Below are 19840 nucleotides of genomic sequence, written 5' to 3'. Positions count from 1 at the left end.
CAAAAGCAGTGTCATCGTAATGGCGTCCGCCCTCGCCCTGGTGACGGCCGGTTGCGGCGGCTCCGGCGGGTCCGAGAAGACCGACGGCTCAGCCGGTTCGGCCACTCCCTCGGTCACCACGGTGAACCCGTCAGACATGACCAATGAGCAGCAGGCACCCGCCCGGCTGCTGATCGACGTCACCATCAAGGGCGGGGAGGTCACCCCGACCAACGAGCGGGTGCAGGGCAAGGTCGGCGAGCCGATCGTGGTGCGGGTCAACAGCGACGCCACCGATGAGCTGCACGTGCACTCCAACCCCGAGCACAGCTTCAAGATCGAGGCTCGCAACGGTCAGCAGTTCCAGTTCGCCGTCGATGTGCCCGGCACGGTCGACATCGAACTGCACCAGCTGAACCGGACGATCGCCAGCGTGCAAGTACAGCAGTGACGGCCGGGTCGACCGCGGTACTGGCCCATGGTCTGGGCGGTTCGACCGATCTCCCGATCCCGTACACCTATGCGCTGATCGGCGCGGCGTGGACGCTGACGTTCACCTTCGCGGTGGTGGCACTGGCCTGGCGTCGGCCCCGATTCGATCCGGACAAGCCGGGCCTGCCCCTTCCGTCCTGGGTGACGACGGCCGTGGACGCCGCCGTGACGCGCTGGGTGGTGGGCCTGCTCGCGCTCACCCTCGCCGGGTGGGTGGCCTACACCGGCTTCGCCCGGGCGGCGGGCGCCAACCCCCTGCCGGGTGTCTTCTATGTCCTGCTGTGGGTCGGGCTGGTCGCGACCTCGGTGCTGTTGGGCCCGGTGTGGCGGCTCATCTCTCCGGTCCGGACCCTGTACCGCTTCGTGCCCGTCGCGTCGCGGTGGCACTACCCCGAGCGGCTCGGCTACTGGCCGGCCGCCGCGGGGTTGTTCGCCTTCGTATGGCTGGAGTTGGCCAGCCCGGACCCGGGATCGGTTGTGGCGATTCGCAACTGGCTGTTGGTCTACCTGGCGGTGACACTCGCCGGAGCATTGTGCTGCGGTCCGCGCTGGCTGGAGAGCGCCGACCCGTTCGAGGTGTACAGCACGGTGGCGTCGGAGCTTTCGCCGGTGCGCCGCCACGACGGCCGGTTCGTGCTGGGCAACCCGTTCGATCACCTGCCGTCGCTGACGGTGCGGCCGGGACTGGTCGCCGTGCTGGCGGTGCTCCTGGGATCCACCGCGTTCGACAGCTTCTCGGCGATGCCGCAGTGGCGCAACTTCGTCGACGCGCATTCAGGATCGCCACTGGGCTCCAGCCTGATCCGGACCGCGGGCCTGCTGGTGTTCGCCGCCACGGTGGCGGTCACGTTCTGGGCGGCCACCCGCACCACCGGCGGGGTCGACCGCCTGCTGCGCCGCCAATTGCCCGGACTGATGGCGCACTCGCTGATCCCGATCGTCATCGGCTACGTGTTCGCGCACTACCTGTCCTACCTGGTCGAGCGGGGCCAGCAGACGGTGATCCTGCTCTTCGGGCTCCACGACGTGCAGGTCAGCTACTTCCTGTCCGGTCATCCGACGCTGTTGGCCACCCTCAAGGTCGGGTTCGTGCTCGCCGGACACGTGGCCGGGGTGATCGCGGCGCATGACCGGGCCCTACGCCTGCTGCCGAAACAGCATCAGCTGACCGGCCAACTCGCGACGATGCTGGTGATGGTCGGCTACACCTTCACCGGTCTTTATCTGCTGTTCGGCGGGTAGCGTCGGGATCATGCACACGTCCCGCGCACTCATCGTCGTCGACGTGCAGAACGATTTCTGTGAAGGCGGCTCGCTGGCGGTCACCGGTGGGTCGGCGGTGGCGCGGGACATCACCGCACTGCTCGCCGGCGACCACGGATACGACCATGTGGTGGCCACCAAGGATTTCCACATCGACCCGGGCGACCATTTCTCCGACACCCCCGACTATCGGACTTCGTGGCCGCGCCACTGCGTGGCCGGCACCCCAGGTGCGGCGTTCCACCCCGATTTCGATCCGGCCGCGGTCGAGGCCGTGTTCGAGAAGGGGCATCACTCGGCCGCCTACAGCGGCTTCGAGGGCGTCGACTCTTCGGGGACGCCGCTGGCGGACTGGTTGGCCGGGCGGGGCGTCGAGGCGGTGGACGTGGTGGGCATCGCCACCGACTACTGCGTCGCGGCCACCGCAGCCGACGCGGCTCGAACCGGCCTGCAGACCAGGGTGTTGACCGATCTGACCGCGGGTGTCGCGCCCGAGAGCAGCACTGCGGCAATCGATGAACTTCGCAGCGCCGGAGTGGAAGTCATCTAGTCGGGTCGACCGGCCGGCCCGACCAGCGCGGATCCCGACGCTCGACGTAGGCACGAACCCCTTCGCGCGCATCGTCGTGCGCCATCAAACGCAGATGGATCTCGGTCTCCCGGGCACCGACGCCGGACCGGTCGAGGTCGTACGAATCCCACAGCAGCCGCTTGCTGGCCGCGACGGACATCGGCGCGGTGTTGACCGCGATGTCGTGTGCGAGTTCCAGTGCGGCGGGCAGCACCTGCTCCGCCGGCAGCACCCGGCTGCCCAGGCCGAGTTCGACCGCGCGATGTCCGTCGAATGTGGCTCCGGTCAGCAGGATCTCCGCCGCATTGGCGAGGCCCACCAGCCTGGGTAGCACCCAGTGCGAGTAGGCGTCGCCGACCATGCCGCGCCGGGCCTGCACCACGCCGTACCGGGCATCGGCGGCGAAAAACCTGATGTCGCACTGCAATGCGAGTGTCAGGCCGATGCCGATGGCGTGTCCGTTGACAGCCGCGATCACCGGCTTGCCGAGGGTCCAGGCCGGTACGGCCAGGCCGGCGGCGCTGAACTCCTGCCCCGGCTCGGTGAAGGTCTGCTCCCCCGCGCCGAGATCCGCGCCGGCACAGAACGCGGGTGGGGCCCCGGTCAGCACGATCACCCGGACCGCGTCGTCGGCGTCGCACCGCAGGTAGGCATCGGCCAACTCATCGCGCATGCCGCCGCCGAACGCGTTGCGCTGCGCTGGGCGGTCCAGCGTGATGATCGCGACCGAATGGTCGAGGGTGACCCGCACCGTCCGGTACGCCGGCAGGTCAGAGCGAGTGGTCACAGCTGACTGTACCGCCGAACATTCACCCGGCTGCAGGTCTCCGAGCGCCGTATCGTCGATTTTGTGACCTTGGAAATGTGGCGCGGCAAGCCCTACCCGCTCGGTGCGACCTATGACGGCTCGGGTACCAATTTCGCGTTGTTCAGCGAGGTCGCCGACCGGGTGGAACTATGCCTGTTCGATCCCGACGAATCCGGGGAACTGCACGAGACGCGGGTGACGCTACCCGAGGTCGACGGATTCGTCTGGCACGGTTTCATTCCCGGGATCGAGCCCGGCCAGCGCTACGGCTACCGGGTCCACGGCCCGTACGATCCGGCGGCCGGGCACCGCTGCAACCCGAACAAGCTCGTGCTCGACCCGTATGCCAAGGCCATCGAAGGTGCCTTCGACTGGGGCCAGGCGCTGTTCTCCTACGACTTCGGTGAGCCGGATACTCGCAACGACGACGATTCGGCGGCCCACATGCCGAAAGCCGTGGTGATCAATCCGTATTTCGACTGGGGTGTCGACCACCCGCCCAGCCACGAGTACGCCGACACCGTCATCTACGAGGCCCACGTCAAGGGCCTCACCCAGACCCACCCGGATATCCCCGAGCAGCTGCGCGGAACCTACGCCGGCGTTGCCCACCCCGTGATCGTCGAGCATCTGAAAGCCTTGGGGGTCAACGCCGTCGAGCTGATGCCGGTACACCACTTCGTGGATGACTCCACCCTGGTCGACAAAGGTCTGTCGAATTACTGGGGCTACAACACGATCGGGTTCCTGGCGCCGGACCCGCGCTACAGTTCGGCCGGCACGCCGGGCGGTCACGTGCAGGAGTTCAAGGCCATGGTGCGTGAACTGCACGCCAACGGCATCGAGGTGATCCTCGACGTCGTCTACAACCACACGGCCGAGGGCAACCACCTGGGGCCGACGCTGTCGATGCGTGGTATCGACAATGCCGCCTACTACCGACTCGTGGACGACGACAAGCAGTACTACATGGACTACACCGGTACCGGCAACAGTCTCAACGTCGGTCATCCCCACTCGTTGCAGCTCATCATGGACTCGTTGCGGTACTGGGTGACGGAGATGCATGTCGACGGTTTCCGCTTCGACCTGGCCGCCACGCTGGCCCGCGAGTTCTATGACGTGGACCGGCTGAGCGCGTTCTTCGAACTGGTGCAACAGGATCCGATCGTCAGCCAGGTCAAACTGATCGCCGAGCCGTGGGACGTCGGCCCCGGCGGGTACCAGGTGGGCAACTTCCCGCCGCAGTGGACCGAGTGGAACGGCAAGTTCCGCGACACCGTGCGCGACTATTGGCGGGGCGAGCCGGCCACCCTCGACGAGTTCGCCTACCGGCTGACCGGTTCGGCCGATCTCTACGAGCAGACCGGCCGTCGCCCGTTCGCCTCGATCAACTTCGTCACCGCTCACGACGGCTTCACACTGCGTGATCTGGTGTCCTACAACGAAAAACACAATCAGGCCAACGGCGAGGACAACCGCGACGGCGAGAGCAACAACAAGTCGTGGAACTGTGGGGCCGAAGGCCCGTCCGACGATCCTGCGGTCAACACCCTGCGCGCCCGTCAGCAGCGCAACTTCCTGGCCACTCTGCTGCTGTCCCAGGGTGTTCCGATGCTCTCCCACGGCGACGAGTTGGGCCGCAGCCAGCGCGGGAACAACAACGTCTACTGCCAGGACAACGAGACCTCCTGGATCGACTGGGCCACAGCCGATCTCGACCTGATCGAGTTCACCCGGTCGGTGTCGGCGCTGCGCGCGGCGCATCCGGTGTTCCGGCGCCGCAGGTTCTTCGACGGTCGACCGGTACGGGAGGCGGGCGCGGCCGCACTGCCCGACATCGCGTGGTTCGCCCCCGACGGCTCCGACATGTCCGCCGAGGACTGGGAGACGGGGTACGCCAAGTCGGTTGCCATGTACCTGAACGGTGAGGGCATCGCCGACCCGGATGTCCGGGGCCAACGCGTGGTCGACGACTCGTTCCTGTTGTGCTTCAACGCGCACTACGAGCCCATCGAGTTCGCGTTACCACCGGCGCAATTCGGCGCCCGCTGGATTCCCGCGATCAGCACTTCGGCAAACTCCACACGCGACGCCACCCCCGCCGCCAACACAGTCAGTGTGGATGCGCGCGCCGTCCTGGTGCTGCAGGCCGAATCAGATTGAGCGTCAATTCAAAGCGTTGCTCATTGGTCCAATGTCCGTGCCCTAACCAGGAAATCTGGTACCTTGAACATGTAGCAGCCGTGGCCGCCTAAGTAGACGTTGAGCGCTTGCTTGATGTCACCGGCCGGGCGGGCTGGGGGGTACGAGCCGAAGAGCGGCGGCAACTACCCTGCGGCCACGGCTGCGGCGTCTCAGCGGGTTTGCCGCGCCCCCTTCCGAGCCTGGCAAGTTGGTTCATTCAGCGTTCATCTCGCAGTCACGCATCATGCAATACCTCTGTTACAGAGGTATTGTGTCGGCGTGGAAGCACATCGAGATCTCGTCGGCGAGTTGTTCACCGTCGTCGGCCGGTTCCGCAGACAGTTACGCCGGGCCACCGGCGGCGGATTCGATGCCACCGGGTTGACCCAGTCCCAGGGCGAACTGTTGCGCCTGGTCGGCCGACGGCCCGACATCTCGGTGCGCGAAGCGGCCGCCGAACTCAGCCTGGTGCCCAATTCCGCGTCCACGCTGGTGTCGCGCCTGGTCGGAGACGGACTGCTGGCGAGAACCACCGACGACTCGGACCGACGGGTGGTCCGTCTGCGACTCACCCCGCCCGCGCAGGCGATCGCCGACGAGTCCAGGGCGGCCCGCCGCGCCGCGTTGTCGGCCGTGCTGGCACAACTCGATGACGACCAGATCAATGACCTGGCAAACGGATTGGACGTGATGACCGAACTGACCCGGCTCCTGCGCGAGGGGGACACATGACCGACCCGGCCATCGACTGCCGGCACCTAACCCATCGTTACGGCACCTTCACCGCCGTCGACGACCTCACCTTGCAGGTACATCGCGGCGAGACCCTGGGCCTGCTCGGCCCGAACGGGGCGGGCAAGACCACAGCAGTGCGGGTGCTGACCACATTGACTCCGGTGCAGGAGGGCGAGGTGCGGATCTTCGGCCTCGACGCCGACCGGCGCACCATGGACATCCGACACAATATCGGCTATGTGCCGCAACAACTCTCGATCGAGGCGGCGCTGACTGGCCGACAGAACGTCGAGTTGTTCGCGCGTCTGTACGACGTGCCGCGGGCCGAACGCAGGGTGCGAGTGGACCAGGCGCTCGAGTCGATGCAGCTGCTCGACGTTGCCGATGCCGTGGCGGGCACCTACTCAGGAGGCATGGTGCGCCGCCTCGAGCTGGCCCAGGCACTCGTCAACCGCCCGCTGCTGCTGATCCTCGACGAGCCCACGGTCGGGCTCGATCCCATCGCCCGCGACAGCGTCTGGACGCAGGTCGGCCGGATGCAGGCCGAGTTCGGGATGACGGTGCTGCTCACCACGCACTACATGGGCGAGGCCGACGCGCTGTGTGACCGGGTGGCACTGATGCATCACGGCCGGTTGCAGGCGGTCGGAACGCCCGGCGAGCTGAAGGAGCGGGTGGTCAAGGCCACCGATGCGCCCGATGCCACGCTCGAGGACGTCTTCCGCCACTACGCCGGCTCGGACCTGACCGACGACGGGCAACAGAACGGCGCCATGCGCGAGGTGCGTGCGACCCGAAGGACGGCCCGCCGTGTCAGCTGAGTCCCTGGTCCTGGCGCCGCGCGGAATGCGTCGGGTCCGCGCGATGGCGCTGCGGATGTCGGCCTTCGCCCTCGTCGAACTGCAGAAACTGCGCCACGACCGCACCGAACTCTTCACCCGCATGGTCCAGCCCGCGCTGTGGCTGCTGATCTTCGGCCAGACCTTCAGCCGGCTGCATCTCGTAGACACCGGTGGCGTTCCCTACCTGACATTCCTGGCGCCGGGCATCATCGCCCAGTCGGCCCTGTTCATCTCGATCTTCTACGGCATCCAGATCATCTGGGACCGCGACGCCGGCATTCTGGCCAAACTCATGGTTACTCCGGCGCCGGCCTCTGCCCTGGTGACGGGCAAGGCGTTCGCAGCCGGGGTGCGTTCGGTGGTCCAGGTGCTCGGAGTGGTGTTGCTGGCCTATCTGATGGGCATCGCGATGACGGTCAATCCGCTGCGCATCCTGGCCGCGATGGCCGTGGTGGCGCTCGGCGCGGCGTTCTTCGCGTGCCTGTCGATGACGCTGGCCGGTTTGGTGCGCAAGCGTGACCGGTTGATGGGGATCGGCCAGGCCATCACCATGCCGTTGTTCTTCGCGTCCAATGCGCTCTATCCCGTCGACATCATGCCGACCTGGCTGCGATGGCTCTCCACGGTCAACCCGCTCAGCTATGAGGTGAACGCGCTACGCGGGCTGCTGATCGGCACCCCGACCAATTGGGCACTCGACATCAGCGTCCTGATCGTGGCCGCGGTGCTCGGAGTTGTCGTCGCCTCGTCGTTGCTGCGCCGACTGGTGCGCTAACCCGGACCCAGGTGCCCCCAACCAACCGGGTGGTTTAGTGTGCACTCAGATCCACCGACAGGGAGACGGTCATGCAACTGGCGCTCACACCGGAGGAAGCAGCTTTCCGCGATGAGCTGCGCACCTTCTACACGACGAAGATTCCCGCCGAGCTTCGAGAACGAAACCGGCTGGGGCTGCCGATCGGCAAAGAGGGCATCATCACGGCGCACAAAATCCTCCATGAGCACGGCCTTGCGGTGCCCAACTGGCCCGTCGAGTGGGGCGGCAAGGACTGGACGCCCAACCAGCATCAGATCTGGCTCGACGAGATGCAGCTGGCCAGCGTCCCCGAGCCGCTGACCTTCAACGCGAGGATGGTCGGCCCGGTGATCGCCGAGTTCGGCTCGCAGGAGGTCAAGGAGCGCTTCCTGCCGCCGACCGCGGCGCTGGACATCTGGTGGTGCCAGGGCTTCTCCGAGCCCGAGGCCGGCTCCGACCTGGCCTCGCTGCGCACCACCGCGGTGCGTGACGGCGACAGCTACGTGGTCAACGGCCAGAAGACGTGGACGACGCTCGGTCAGCACGCGGACTGGATCTTCTGCCTGGTCCGCACCGACCCGCAGGCACCCAAGAAGCAGGCAGGCATCTCGTTCCTGCTGTTCGAAATGGACACCCCCGGTGTCACGCTGCGCCCGATCAAGCTGGTCGACGGCAGCTACGAGGTCAACGAGGTCTTCTTCGAAGACGTCCGGGTGCCCGCCAACCAGCTCGTCGGCGAAGAGAACCAGGGCTGGACCTACGCGAAGTTCCTGCTCGGCAACGAGCGGACCGGGATCGCCCAGGTGGCCCGCACCAAGGTGCGCCTCGCCGAGGTCAAGGAACGTGCCGCGGCCAACGGCCTGCTGGCCGATCCGCTGTTCGCCGCCCGCCTGGCCGAGGCCGAGAACGACGTGCTGGCACTGGAACTCACCCAGATGCGGGTGACCTCGGATTCGGCCGACGGCAAGCCCAGCCCGGCATCCTCGGTGCTCAAGCTGCGCGGCAGCCAGCTTCAGCAGACCGCCACCGAGCTCCTCGTCGAGGTGGCCGGCGTCGACTCGCTGCCGTACGAGGCCGGCGACATCGCCTCACCGGAGTGGGCACAGCACGCCGCCCCCCACTACCTCAACTACCGCAAGACCTCGATCTACGGCGGTAGCAACGAGGTGCAGCGCACCATCATCTCGTCCACCATTCTCGGATTGTGAGTTGAGCCATGGACTTTCAGCTGACTGACGAACAGACCCTGCTGGCGGACACCACCCGTGACCTGCTGTCGGGCTACGACACCGAAAAGCGCAACAAGGTGGTGGAGTCCGAGCCCGGATTCGACCGTCAGGTCTGGGGCCAGCTCGCCGAGATCGGCGTTCTGGGACTGGGTTTCGATGAGGATTCCGGTGGCCAGATCGAGATCATGGTGGTGCTCAACGAGATCGGGCGCCGGCTGGCACCCGAACCCGTCCTGCACGGGGCGATCGGCCCCGGCGCGATCATCGCCGAGGTCGGCACCGACGCCCAGCGCGCCCTGCTCGACGAGGTCGCCGCGGGTGAGCGGATCCTGGCCTTCGCGCACGCCGAGCCTGGTGTGCGGGGATCGGCCGGGGTGACGACGTCCGCGACGCGCAGCGGCGACGGATGGGTGTTGAGCGGCACCAAGAATCCGGTGTTGGCCGGCGACGTCGCCGACACCCTGGTCGTGACCGCGGCACTGCCCGAGGGCGGGACCGGACTGTTCCTGGTCGACGCCGCGAACGTGACCCGCACCGGCTACCGCACCTTCGACGGCCAGCGCGGCGCCCAGATCACCTTCGATGCCACGCCTGCCGAACCGCTCGGCGAGGCCGCCGACGCCGGTGAGGCGATCGCCAACGCCCTGGTGCGGATCTCGGCGGCGCTGTGCGCCGAGGCCGTCGGCGTGATGGAGGAATCGCTGCGCCTGACCACCGATTACCTCAAGCAGCGCAAGCAGTTCGGGGTCACGCTGAGCAAGTTCCAGACGCTGACCCAGCGCGCCGCCGACATGTACATGTCGCTGGAACTGGCGCGCAGCATGGGCACCTACGCCGCGATGTCGATCGCCGACGGCGAGCTCAACCCGGTGATCGCGGCGCGCGCCAAGCTGCAGATCGGCCGCTCGGGTCGGCACATCTCGCAGGAGTCGATCCAGCTCCACGGCGGCATCGGCGTCACCGCGGAGTACCCCGTCGGCCACTACGCCGCACGACTGACCGCGATCGAGCACACCCTGGGCTCGTCGTCGGATCAGCTACGGACGCTGGTCGGCCAGCTCGACAGCTACGAGATCGCCACGCTGTCAACTACCTGACCTAGAAGGGTCAGGTTTGCAGCTGTAATCCCCGGCTGGTTGTCAGGTGTTACGCCGCGCTGGGGGCCGTCGACTGGGCCCAGGTGGTGGGGGCTCGGTGCGCGATGTTGTCGGCGCCGAGGATATCTGCGTGCTCTGCGGTGAATCCGCAGTCCCGGCAGACGAACTCGGCCTGGCTGGTCCGGTTGCGTTTGTCGATATGGCCGCAGTCTGTGCAGCGCTGGCTGGTGTAGGCCGGGTCCACGTGGACTATCGGCACACCAGCGCGGGCTGCTTTATAAGTGAGGAACACCCCAAGCTGGGCGAAAGCCCAGCTGGAATGCGTGGCGCGCTGGGGCTTGCGAAGCCGTACCCGCTCGCGGATCCCCGTCAAATCCTCGACGGCAATCCCGCGTCCGGTGCGTTCAGCCTCGGCCACGATCCTCTTCGAAATCTGGTGATTGACATCAGTTGCGAAACGCGCCTCTTTGCGAGCCCGTTTGCGCAGCAACCGTTTCGCCGACTTCGTATTTTTCGCTTGCAGTTTCTGGCGCAGTTCGCGGTTGCGAGTACGCCGGTCCTTCACACTGCCCGGCCCCGCGGCCCTCCGCGATGTCCCAGCGCCATAAGTGCTCATCAACTCAGCGGCCAGGGGTCGATCACTGGTGACCGCAATGTTCTCCACGCCCAGGTCCACCCCAATCCATCCCTCTGCGGTGTTGAGGTGATCGCCGGTGCGCACCGGTAGTTCTGGCACATCCACGGTGGCGATCAGATACGCCGCGAACCCACCGCCGCGTCGCTGCCGGCGGATTACCAGATCGGATTCACCACCGCGGTACAACCGCAGCATCGCAACCTGATCTGCGTTCCCGGTAAACCGCAGATTCTTCAATCGTCCATCCACCGTCCAGATCGATACGGTCCCGCCCGTATCGGTATCCGCCTCATGCGTCCAGGACAGGCATCGATCATCGAACGGCTGAGCGGCCAACGCGCGGAACCTGACTGGGGCCGATTCCACCTTGCGGCGGCGTGCGGTGCCTGGTTCACCGTAACGGCCAGCGCGCAGGTTGGCTCTCAAGGCCGCATATGCATCGGCGACCTTACGGATGCACGATTGCGCGACCTGAGCGCCCAGACCGGCGTGCTGGCGGGCCGCAGCGTAGGTGACCGCCCGTAGATCCCGCGACCGGTACACCCGCTGGGCCCAGGCGACCTGCGAGACGAGGTTCGCGGTCTGGTTACACGCGATCAGGGTGCGAACCAACATATCCATCTGACGGGCGTTGGCCTCCAGCCGAACCTGCACCACCTGCTTCACACCCGCACGGTATCTCTCGGTACCGACAACCATTTCTCACTCGGCGATAAAGCCGCGGGACCTCCTCACCCGACAGGAAAGTAGGTCCTACCCAACTGCCAATGACCTGGATTCCTCGCGAGCATCAGTCGAAAGCAACCGGCCTGATTTTTCCGGTACACCCGGTCGGGGCGCTTTCGGTATCGCCAGGGCGATCAGCGCGGCACCGGCAGCCGCGGCCGCCGCGATCAGCAGCGCAGTGCGGAACCCGGCCGGCGACGGCAGCGCGTGGCCGGCGAACGTGATGGTCATCTGGGCCAGCACCGCGGTCATCACCGCGCTGGAGGTCGAGGTTCCCAGCGAGCGGGCCAGTGAGTTGATGCTGTTCGCGGATGCGGTCTCCGACACCGGCACCGCGGCATTGATCAGGGCGGGTAGCGCAGCGAAGGCGAAACCGACGCCGAAGCTGACGATCAGGCCGAGCACCATCAGACCGACGGGGCTGCCCAGCATCAGGGTGCCGGCCAGGTAGCCCGCGGCGATGATCGCGCTGCCGACCACCAGGACGATCTTCGGCCCGTGCGCCGACACCACCCGTGCGGCGACCGGCGCCGCGGCCATCATCGCCAGGCCACCGGGCGCCATCCAGAGACCGGTCGCGATCATGCTCTGCCCGAGACCGAAACCCGTCTCTCGGGGCATCTCGAGCAGCTGGGGCCCCACCAGCGACAGCGCGAACATGCCGAAGCCCACCGCGATCGAGGCCAGGTTCGTCAGCAGCACAGGCCGTTTCAACGTGGTGCGCATGTCCACGATGGGCGAGGGCACCCGGTACTGCCACCAGGTGAACACGCTGAAGGTCGCCACCGCGGCGGCGAACATGCCCAACGTGGTGACACTGGTCCAACCCCACATCGCGCCCTTGGAGATCGGCAGCAACAGCAGCACCAGGCCGATGCCCAGCGTGACGGCGCCGACGGGGTCGAAGCGGTGATCGGCGGACACGGGTTCCAGGTCGGGCACCAGCACGACGAACAGGATGCCCGAGGCCAGGCCGAGCCCGGCCGCACACCAGAACAGGGCGTGCCAGTTGAACTGTTCGGCGATCACCGCCGACAACGGCAGGCCCAGCGCGCCACCGACACCCAGGGACGCGCTCATCAAACCCATGGCCGAGGCCACCCGCTCAGGAGGCAGGGCGGCGCGCAGCACGCTGATGCCCAGTGGGATCACCGGGGCCCCGAAACCCTGCAGCCCACGCCCGATGATCAACGGGATCAGCGAGGTGGTCATGGCGGCGATCACCGATCCGGCGAACAGCAGTACGGCGCACAGCACGAGAATCCACTTGGGGCCGAACATGTCCCCGAGACGGCCCAGCATCGGTGTCGCGACGGCGCCGGTCAGCAGGGTCGCGGTGATCGCCCACGAGGCGTTGGCCCCGGTGGTGTCGAGCAGGGCGGGCAACTGCGGGATCAGCGGGATGATCAGGGTCTGCATGAGCGAGACGCTGATACCCGCGGCCGCGAGTACGGCGATCAGCAGCCCACCGGACGCCGATCGGCGCGCGGGCTGATTAGGCATGCTAATGAAGATAGTGGATCAGCGGTCCCAATACACAATCGCCGGTGGACGTGGCCGCATGAGGCCAGGCACGGCGATCAGGATCCCGACCGACCCGCTACCCGGCGATGGACAAAGCAGCACAGGCGACGTTTTCAAGTCGACAGTAAGTCCTGCGCATGCACATTTCGTTGATGACCAATAATAATCCGCGCTGTTCGACCATTTTCCGGTTGCTCTGACTGCAGGAATAGTCGCGCATACTGGATGTCAGAATCATTCCAGCGCCTTCCGAGCGACTGATAGTTCCCTCCGTGAAGGGATTGACGACTCATCGCAGTTGAGCCGTTTTACCAGTCGGTTAAGAATCGCTATTTTGCGCGCTTTGCGGCGGCCAACCCCAGTTCTTCCGCGCATTCGCAAGGCGCAATTGAACCAGCTCTTCGCAGACACGCGGGGCGTTCGCCGGGTCTGTGAACAGTTGCTCGATGCGAGCCAAGTTCACGGTCAACCATGCCGCCAACTCGACAGCTGAGCCCTGAGTGCTGTCGTCCCCGCCCTCTAGGTATTGACGCAGCAGAGAAAGCCAGAAGTGATTCTCCTCGCTCGGGTACCGGAGCGGAGTCAGAATCATCTCGACCAACCCACGATCGTTCGTGATATCCCAGCGCAATGATTCACTCGATAGCGTGATCGACGCATCGATGTCGGCGATACCGCGAGAACTTGAATCCGTGAACCGATACGCTGGGTTCAGATAAAGCACCTGCAGGTAACCAACGACAAATTCAAGAAGTGCTTTCACGGCTAACCTCCAGCCTTCGGCGGCGTGAGCGATCTACCATCGCTCGCAATCTCGTATCCATGCGCCTGTAGATATCTGATCTCTGCGCCGGTAAACGTATCCTGTTTTATCATGTCGACCGAGACAGACAGCCTGATCGTGTCGCGGTTAGTTATTGCCATGTCGAGCACATGCTGGTTGGCGGCGAGTTGCTGAGTCGGCGTGGACACGTCCCACGCGTCGCCGATGTCGAAATAGCTCGCTCCGTATTGCTGCGCTAGTTCAATGTACGACGGGCCACCGGGTATCGGGTTGCGGTAGGGGCCGAGAACTGTTTCGCCACTCCCGGTTAGATGTTGCTCCGATAGAACCCGCAGTTCAGGACTCATGTGCTCAAGCGGGTTAACGATATTGAACTCTGGGCGCGCAGTCGGGATCGGGTTGTCAATGTCGAAGGGCACTGGGTTGCCTCCGGGTGCCCCATGCCCGCCCGGATCGATTGGGTGATGGCCACCTTCAGATGTCGGGTGATCGACGTGCGGTGATGACGTGTCGACGTGGGGAGGTGTGTGTACCACCTCGTGTGGGACGCCTGGGTGAACAACGTCGCCGAGTGCGCCACGTGCGGCGGCTATTTCGCCCCCGAAGGGGAGGGTCGCCGCAGTGGCCGCGGCATCGAAACCTTTTTGTCCGAGCCAATACTCGGGATTGTTGCGAAACGCTTCGATCTCGGATTCGATGGCCCTGAACGCGGTGCCGTACGGGTCCTTAACCGTCTCGACGACACCGGAACCCATGTCTTTCCACGCGTCTTTAAAGCTTTCGAATCCGTTTTGGCCGGTGAGACTATGGACGCCGTCTTCCATGCTGCGCCAGGCGTCGCCGAAGCCGTCACTGTAGCTGGGTCTGGCCGGCGGCGGTCCTGCTGGGGAGGTGTACGGAGGTAGGCTGTCAAGCTCGGTTTTGATCCGCTGCGTTTCGGTCAGCATGGCATCGACCCGCGACTCGATCTGGTCGGGCGACACGCCCTCTTGCTGCAACAGCTTTCGCGCCTGAGTTTTGAACTCTGCAATCTGTGCCGGGCTCAGCGGAGGCGGCGCGTTGGAACCCGGTTCAGCTCGGCCTTCGGGTAGCAACATGTCTTCCAGTGAGTGCGGCGTGCGCAGTTCTGGGTCCGCGCCAGAAGGCTTGCTTTCCAGCTTGGCCTCCGGTTTCTTCGCAGCGTCCTCAACCGATTTGGGTACGGCGAACGGGCCGATCTGGCCTGGCGCCTGCCCAGCGGTCGCGGGCTTCTTGTCGCCTGGCTGGTCCTTGTCCTCGGCGTCGTGTTTGATCGTGTGGTCGACGAACCGAACGGCGCCGTCACGTTCCTCGCCCTCGCCCTCGAACTTGATTGCGTCGCACTACTTCGAACGCAACCACGGCGAACGATTCACCAAGCTGATGGACGATACGATGCCGGACTGGCGGACGCGCCGAGACCTGCTGAACGACGCTCCGCTCGCCGATGAGAAGTGGGGGTAGTAGCGGGGGTGAGCGAGACAGGGCGCCGCCTAAACTGGCAGGGTTCTTCGTTCTTCGATGCTCTATTTCAGTCACCGGACGAGGCGTCGAACTCAGCCTTGATCCGCCAGCAATAGGGCTGACTTTTGGGCTCGCTTTCCGTCCACGCCTTGCGAAATTTGGGGACCTTGGTCAAGAGATAGACGCGAAGTACATCGTGCAGGTCTATCAACGCCGTGCGAACAAGGTTGGCCTCGCTCCACGCACTCTTACCACGGTGCATTAAGTTGCTGCGGATCTGATAGGCCCACTTCGCGAACTGATCAGGCCTATTCAGAACAACTTTTTTCCGAGGATTGTCTGCGCGATGGACCGCGTGTTGCGGGATCTGTACGCCGATCTGTTGAACAGCCGCCACGAACTCAGCTTGGCGCCCAACGGCGTTCACCGCCGCGGTTGGTCCGTCGTTTGAGGCAATCCAAAACGCGAGCCGCTCAAGGATCGAGCAGGCCAGCATGTACGCAGCTTGCAGCCGGTAGAAGCGCGTCCACGTCGATGGGTCGTAGAAATTGCCCTCAAAAGCCATACGGCCGTCGCTCCTGAGTGTCGCCGCGACGGCTGCCAGACCATACGTGAAGAGCGGATCCAATGCAGTAGTCCACGGCTCATGAAGTGCGTCGCCGCCGCCCCTGTCGGCCGTGAGCCCCTCGACCGGTCCCAGGACGTTGACCTCAAGTCCTGCGGGTTCAACGCAGGTGGCAGTCGACCATTGGTAATACGTTGCGGGCTCGCACTTACCGACATTGTCATACCCATCAGGTGACAATGTCAGGAGATAGCCGGAGATCCTGCCACCACTGGAGTTCAAATTGGCTAGTGGAACTCCGTCTCTAACCCACAGATCACCCGGCAGTTCACCGGTCTGACGGCCGAGCACCTGTTTGGAGATCAGGTCGTAGCCCAGTTCGCCTGGCTTGAGATTCCCGTACACGAACAGTGGCTTCTCAATATCGAGTGGCAACCCGAGGCGGGCGCCTCCGTTTTCATCACACATCCGCTCTCCAGAGGTCCTCCGCTTAGAAACCCGAGCGCCGAGGCTCTCAGACAACACCTAACAGACAGACCGAACACGTCCGATTGTTCTCTTTGGAGCTCACCGGCGCCAGCGGTCCCGTCACCTTTCATCTGGAACCGATCTGAGTGGCCGATCGGCACATGCTCGGCTCCCGTTCCGCGCTGGCTTGGATCATCGACCGCTACCAGGTCAAGACCGACAAGGCATCCGGCATCGTCAACGACCCCAACTCCTGGTGCGATGAGCACGACGATCCGCGCTACATCGTCGATCTCGTCGCCAAGGTCACGACCGTTGCGGTGGAGACCATGAAGATCGTCGACGAGCTGGCTGAAAACGGGTAGTCCCGCCGTACGAAATACACAACGTCGACACCGTAATGAGTCCGCGGCTGAATTCCGGCCGTCAGGAAATCAGGCGGGTCACCGATCCCAGTGGGACGGGTAGCCAACTCGGCCGGAACCGGGCCTCGTAGGCCGCCTCGTACACCGCCTTGTCCAGCTCGTAGGCCGCCAACAGCGCGGCCTGCTCGCGCGGATCGGTGCCGGCTGCCTCGGTGTAGCCGTCGCAGAATGCCGCGCTGTTGCGGTCGGCCCACTCCCGGGCCCGGGCCGCCAACTGCCGGGCCCGGTCGTCGTCGGTGGCCAGGTCCACCAGGCGGGCATACGCCGCGTAGTCGAAAGACCTCAGCATGCCCGCGACGTCACGCAGGGGCGAGTCGGGGCTGCGCCGCAGCTGCAACGGTTGGCCGGGCTCGCCCTCGAAGTCGATCAGCAGCCAGTTCTCCGGGGTGCGCAGCACCTGCCCGAGATGCAGATCGCCGTGTACCCGCTGGACCCTCACCTGCTCGTCGGCGAGCTTGCGGTAGCGGTCCTCGATCAGCGAGACATGCTCGCGCAGTTCGGGTACCGCCTCTGCGGCGGTGGCCAGCCGGGCGGTCATGAGCTCGGTCGGGAACGGCACCGACTCGGTGCCGAGCTGCTCGGCCAGACAGGCATGTACCGAGGCCACCGCCTCCCCCAGCCGGTGGGACTCGGCGGCGAAGTCACCGCCCACCTCGTCGGCATAGAGATCGCCCTCGGCGAACAGGTCACGGGTGCTGGCGTTGGCCATGTCCCAGCCCTCGGCAGAGTTGGCGGCAAATTCGGTCACCATCCCCAACGCGAAAGGCTCACCGTCCCAATCGATATCGATCGATCCGAGCAATCTGGCCACGTGCGGGTTACCGGCCCGGGCCAGCACGCGGTTGAGTTCGATGTCGGGGTTGATGCCCGGGGTGATCCGGCGGAACACCTTGAGCACGGCATCCTGCCCGAACACGACGCTGGTGTTGCTCTGCTCTGCCGCCGACACCCGGGGCAGCGCATCCAGCGGCAGGGCGGCCCCTGGCTCCTTGCTGCACGTCAGCCCGCCCACCGTGGCCGAACGGTCGACCATCTCCAGCAGGTACCGCGCGGCGTCCTGGTCGTAGAGGGCGTCATAGCCGGTCCGCCCGTCGTCGCTGCCGATCGTGGCCACGGAGCTGTACTCCTCGATCGGGTCCGCGTCCCACGTCACCAGCACCTGGTAGCGCTCGGCGGCCCCGTCCGCGTAAGAAACCTGCAGCAGCGTCAGCTCGAGATCCTTGTTCAACTCGAGCACCAGACCTGGTGTGGCGTCGACCAATTCGCGGCCACGGCCGCCATACCAGCGCTGCTGACTCAGCCAGCCTCCGAACTCGATACTCATGGCTGTACGGCCTCTCGTACGGGCCCGCGGAGCTCGAACCAGTAGAACCCGTGCCCGGGCAGGGTCAGCAGGTACGGCAGCTGGCCGATACTGGGGAACTCGACGTGGCCGGACATCTCGATGGGCGTATATCCGCTCCACTCCTGCAGATTCAGTTCGATCGGCTGCGGGAACCTAGACAGGTTGTTCACACACAGCACCGCATCGCCGTTGCTCTCGATCTGGCGCACATAGGCCAGCACCGACGGGTTGGAGCCGCCCAGCTCGCGGAACGCTCCGACCGCGAATGCATCGTGACGGCCGCGCACCGCCAGCATGCTGCGGGTCCAGTTCAGCAGCGACGTCGAACTGTCCCGCTGCGCTTCGACATTCACCGATTGGTAGCCGTACACCGCGTCCTGGTTCGGCGGCAGGTACAGCCTGCCGGGGTTGGCTGTGGAGAACCCGGTGTTGCGGTCCGGCGTCCACTGCATCGGGGTGCGCACGCTGTCGCGGTCACCGAGCCAGATGATGTCGCCCATGCCGATCTCGTCGCCGTAGTAGAGCATCGGAGACCCGGGCAGGGACAGCAGCAGCGCGGTGAACAGTTCGATCTGGTTGCGGTCGTTCTCCAACAGCGGAGCCAGCCGGCGTCGGATACCGACGTTGGCCTTCATCCGCGGATCCTTGGCGTACTCGGCGTACATGTAGTCGCGCTCGTCGTCGGTGACCATCTCCAGCGTGAGCTCGTCGTGGTTACGCAGGAAGATCGCCCAGTGCGCCAGGTCGGGAATCGCTGGCGTCTGCGCCAGGATCTCCGAGATCGGGAACCGCGACTCCCGCCGCACCGCCATGAAGATCCGTGGCATCAATGGGAAATGGAAGGCCATGTGGCACTCGTCGCCGCCCGTGCTCGGATCGCCGAAGTACTCCACGACATCGGCCGGCCACTGATTGGCCTCGGCCAGCAGCACCCGGCCCGGGAACTCGTCGTCGACCACCTTGCGGCAGCGCTTGAGGAAGGCATGGGTCTCGGGCAGGTTCTCGCAGTTGGTGCCCTCGCGTTCGAAGAGGTAGGGCACCGCGTCCAACCGGAAACCGTCGATACCGAGATCGAGCCAGAACCGCAGGACGTCGATCATCGCCTCCTGCACCGCCGGATTGTCGTAGTTCAGATCGGGTTGGTGTGAGAAGAACCGGTGCCAGTAGAACTGACGGCGTACGGGGTCGAAGGTCCAGTTCGACTCCTCGGTGTCGACGAAGATGATGCGCGCGTCGGCGTACCGGTCGCTGGTGTCGCTCCAGACATAGAAGTCGCCGTAGGGGCCGTCGGGGTTCTGCCGCGACTCCTGGAACCAGGCGTGGGAGTCGGAGGTGTGGTTCATCACCAGGTCGGTGATGACCCGGATACCACGTCGATGTGCCCCGTCCAATAGCGCGACGAAATCCTCCACGGTGCCGAACTCGGGCAGCACCTTGTAGAAGTCCCGGATGTCGTAGCCACCGTCACGCAGCGGCGAATCGTAGAACGGTGGCAGCCAGAGGCAGTCCACACCCAGCCACTTGAGGTAGTCGAGTTGCTGGGTCAGCCCCTGCAGATCGCCGACACCGTCAGCGTTGGAGTCATAGAACGCACGGACCAGAACCTCGTAGAACACCGCCCGCTTGAACCAGTCACGGTCCGTCGGCAGCGTTCTGGCATGGCCGAAGTCCTCGGCGGTCGGATGCTCGACCATGCCGTGTTCGTCCTGAACGTTGTCCATCAGCTTCCCAACGTACCCACTTCATCCGGAGTCGACACCTGCACGAAACCTCGCACCGGGCGTGGCGATCCGAAACGATCCTGCAGCAACGTGATTCGCCACCGGGCACGTGTTTGCGGAAAAACTAACGGTTGAATAAGAGACAGCAACGGGTTACGTTTTTC

Annotated in this window: 18 protein-coding genes and 1 pseudogene; 11 read left to right on the top strand and 8 right to left on the bottom strand. The window is 65.2% G+C overall.

Annotated elements, in window-relative coordinates:
* Positions 1-19 precede the first annotated feature (19 nt).
* From AB0876_RS08790 to AB0876_RS08780, 3 genes are read left to right on the top strand one after another with little or no spacing between them, the layout of a single operon-like run.
* Complete coding sequence (locus AB0876_RS08790; protein WP_491839587.1) at positions 20-430, top strand: hypothetical protein; 411 nt, start codon at positions 20-22, stop codon at positions 428-430.
* Complete coding sequence (locus AB0876_RS08785; RefSeq protein WP_526041748.1) at positions 427-1713, top strand: hypothetical protein; 1287 nt, start codon at positions 427-429, stop codon at positions 1711-1713. The genes AB0876_RS08790 and AB0876_RS08785 overlap by 4 nt, the downstream gene beginning before the upstream one ends.
* Before the next feature lie 10 nt (positions 1714-1723).
* On the top strand, positions 1724-2284 hold the full coding sequence (locus AB0876_RS08780) for an isochorismatase family protein (protein WP_491839585.1): 561 nt from the start codon (positions 1724-1726) through the stop codon (positions 2282-2284).
* Here AB0876_RS08780 and AB0876_RS08775 read toward each other — a convergent pair.
* Positions 2277-3092, bottom strand: a complete 816-nt coding sequence (locus AB0876_RS08775) for an enoyl-CoA hydratase/isomerase family protein (protein ID WP_526041747.1) — start codon at positions 3090-3092, stop codon at positions 2277-2279. The genes AB0876_RS08780 and AB0876_RS08775 overlap by 8 nt on opposite strands.
* Before the next feature lie 75 nt (positions 3093-3167).
* Here AB0876_RS08775 and glgX point away from each other — a divergent pair, with 75 nt between their 5' ends.
* The 6 genes from glgX (at position 3168) to AB0876_RS08745 (ending at position 9999) form a co-directional block, all read left to right on the top strand.
* Positions 3168-5279: a glycogen debranching protein GlgX gene (gene glgX / locus AB0876_RS08770; RefSeq protein ID WP_526041936.1), complete on the top strand. Its 2112-nt coding sequence runs from the start codon at positions 3168-3170 to the stop codon at positions 5277-5279.
* 300 nt (positions 5280-5579) lie between these two features.
* A complete protein-coding gene (locus AB0876_RS08765; protein ID WP_491839583.1) occupies positions 5580-6032 on the top strand; it encodes a MarR family winged helix-turn-helix transcriptional regulator in 453 nt (150 codons plus the stop codon).
* The gene (locus tag AB0876_RS08760) at positions 6029-6856 is read left to right on the top strand and encodes an ATP-binding cassette domain-containing protein (protein ID WP_526041746.1); all 828 of its coding nucleotides are present in this window, start codon (positions 6029-6031) and stop codon (positions 6854-6856) included. The genes AB0876_RS08765 and AB0876_RS08760 overlap by 4 nt, the downstream gene beginning before the upstream one ends.
* Positions 6857-6881: 25 nt before the next feature.
* Positions 6882-7652, top strand: a complete 771-nt coding sequence (locus tag AB0876_RS08755; protein WP_526041935.1) for an ABC transporter permease — start codon at positions 6882-6884, stop codon at positions 7650-7652.
* Between the two features lie 71 nt (positions 7653-7723).
* On the top strand, positions 7724-8881 hold the full coding sequence (locus AB0876_RS08750) for an acyl-CoA dehydrogenase family protein (RefSeq protein ID WP_526041745.1): 1158 nt from the start codon (positions 7724-7726) through the stop codon (positions 8879-8881).
* A gap of 8 nt (positions 8882-8889) precedes the next feature.
* A complete protein-coding gene (locus AB0876_RS08745) occupies positions 8890-9999 on the top strand; it encodes an acyl-CoA dehydrogenase family protein (RefSeq protein WP_526041744.1) in 1110 nt (369 codons plus the stop codon).
* A gap of 49 nt (positions 10000-10048) precedes the next feature.
* Here AB0876_RS08745 and AB0876_RS08740 read toward each other — a convergent pair whose 3' ends face one another.
* The 4 genes from AB0876_RS08740 to AB0876_RS08725 form a co-directional block, all read right to left on the bottom strand.
* Positions 10049-11302: a transposase gene (locus tag AB0876_RS08740; RefSeq protein ID WP_526041743.1), complete on the bottom strand. Its 1254-nt coding sequence runs from the start codon at positions 11300-11302 to the stop codon at positions 10049-10051.
* Positions 11303-11389: 87 nt separating this feature from the next.
* Complete coding sequence (locus tag AB0876_RS08735; protein WP_526041742.1) at positions 11390-12865, bottom strand: MFS transporter; 1476 nt, start codon at positions 12863-12865, stop codon at positions 11390-11392.
* Between the two features lie 340 nt (positions 12866-13205).
* The gene (locus tag AB0876_RS08730) at positions 13206-13649 is read right to left on the bottom strand and encodes a hypothetical protein (protein ID WP_526041741.1); all 444 of its coding nucleotides are present in this window, start codon (positions 13647-13649) and stop codon (positions 13206-13208) included.
* 2 nt (positions 13650-13651) lie between these two features.
* Complete coding sequence (locus AB0876_RS08725; protein WP_526041740.1) at positions 13652-14767, bottom strand: hypothetical protein; 1116 nt, start codon at positions 14765-14767, stop codon at positions 13652-13654.
* On the opposite strand from AB0876_RS08725, the gene AB0876_RS08720 reads away from it, so the two are divergent.
* Positions 14766-15152, top strand: coding sequence for a YgjP-like metallopeptidase domain-containing protein (locus AB0876_RS08720; RefSeq protein WP_526041739.1), 387 nt, complete (start codon positions 14766-14768; stop codon positions 15150-15152). The genes AB0876_RS08725 and AB0876_RS08720 overlap by 2 nt on opposite strands.
* A 67-nt stretch (positions 15153-15219) precedes the next feature.
* On the opposite strand, the gene AB0876_RS08715 is transcribed toward AB0876_RS08720, so the two are convergent.
* The gene (locus AB0876_RS08715) at positions 15220-16185 is read right to left on the bottom strand and encodes a gamma-glutamylcyclotransferase (protein ID WP_526041738.1); all 966 of its coding nucleotides are present in this window, start codon (positions 16183-16185) and stop codon (positions 15220-15222) included.
* 149 nt (positions 16186-16334) lie between these two features.
* On the opposite strand from AB0876_RS08715, the pseudogene AB0876_RS08710 reads away from it, so the two are divergent.
* Positions 16335-16550, top strand: a pseudogene (locus AB0876_RS08710) (type ISP restriction/modification enzyme); the annotation flags it as partial.
* Between the two features lie 61 nt (positions 16551-16611).
* Here the strand turns inward: AB0876_RS08710 and AB0876_RS08705 are convergent.
* Both AB0876_RS08705 and treS read right to left on the bottom strand, forming a co-directional pair.
* Positions 16612-17934: a maltokinase N-terminal cap-like domain-containing protein gene (locus AB0876_RS08705; RefSeq protein ID WP_526041737.1), complete on the bottom strand. Its 1323-nt coding sequence runs from the start codon at positions 17932-17934 to the stop codon at positions 16612-16614.
* A complete protein-coding gene (gene treS, locus AB0876_RS08700; protein WP_526041736.1) occupies positions 17931-19676 on the bottom strand; it encodes a maltose alpha-D-glucosyltransferase in 1746 nt (581 codons plus the stop codon). Before treS ends, AB0876_RS08705 begins: the two co-directional genes overlap by 4 nt.
* Positions 19677-19840: the final 164 nt, after the last annotated feature.

This window comes from Mycobacterium sp. NPDC049093 (assembly GCF_040704635.1).
GTDB lineage: Bacteria > Actinomycetota > Actinomycetes > Mycobacteriales > Mycobacteriaceae > Mycobacterium.
The sequence above is the reverse complement of the archived record's forward strand: the minus strand, read 5'-3'. Positions and strand labels throughout refer to the sequence as shown.

Coding starts and splice junctions, on each gene's coding strand:
- AB0876_RS08790 (WP_491839587.1), top strand. CDS start 20: ATGGCGTCCGCCCTCGCCCTGGTGACGGCCGGTTGCGGCGGCTCCGGC.
- AB0876_RS08780 (WP_491839585.1), top strand. CDS start 1,724: ATGCACACGTCCCGCGCACTCATCGTCGTCGACGTGCAGAACGATTTC.
- glgX (WP_526041936.1), top strand. CDS start 3,168: ATGTGGCGCGGCAAGCCCTACCCGCTCGGTGCGACCTATGACGGCTCG.
- AB0876_RS08760 (WP_526041746.1), top strand. CDS start 6,029: ATGACCGACCCGGCCATCGACTGCCGGCACCTAACCCATCGTTACGGC.
- AB0876_RS08755 (WP_526041935.1), top strand. CDS start 6,882: ATGCGTCGGGTCCGCGCGATGGCGCTGCGGATGTCGGCCTTCGCCCTC.
- AB0876_RS08750 (WP_526041745.1), top strand. CDS start 7,724: ATGCAACTGGCGCTCACACCGGAGGAAGCAGCTTTCCGCGATGAGCTG.
- AB0876_RS08745 (WP_526041744.1), top strand. CDS start 8,890: ATGGACTTTCAGCTGACTGACGAACAGACCCTGCTGGCGGACACCACC.
- AB0876_RS08735 (WP_526041742.1), bottom strand. CDS start 12,865: ATGCCTAATCAGCCCGCGCGCCGATCGGCGTCCGGTGGGCTGCTGATC.
- AB0876_RS08720 (WP_526041739.1), top strand. CDS start 14,766: ATGTCTTCCAGTGAGTGCGGCGTGCGCAGTTCTGGGTCCGCGCCAGAA.
- AB0876_RS08725 (WP_526041740.1), bottom strand. CDS start 14,767: ATGTTGCTACCCGAAGGCCGAGCTGAACCGGGTTCCAACGCGCCGCCT.
- AB0876_RS08715 (WP_526041738.1), bottom strand. CDS start 16,185: ATGTGTGATGAAAACGGAGGCGCCCGCCTCGGGTTGCCACTCGATATT.
- AB0876_RS08705 (WP_526041737.1), bottom strand. CDS start 17,934: ATGAGTATCGAGTTCGGAGGCTGGCTGAGTCAGCAGCGCTGGTATGGC.
- treS (WP_526041736.1), bottom strand. CDS start 19,676: ATGGACAACGTTCAGGACGAACACGGCATGGTCGAGCATCCGACCGCC.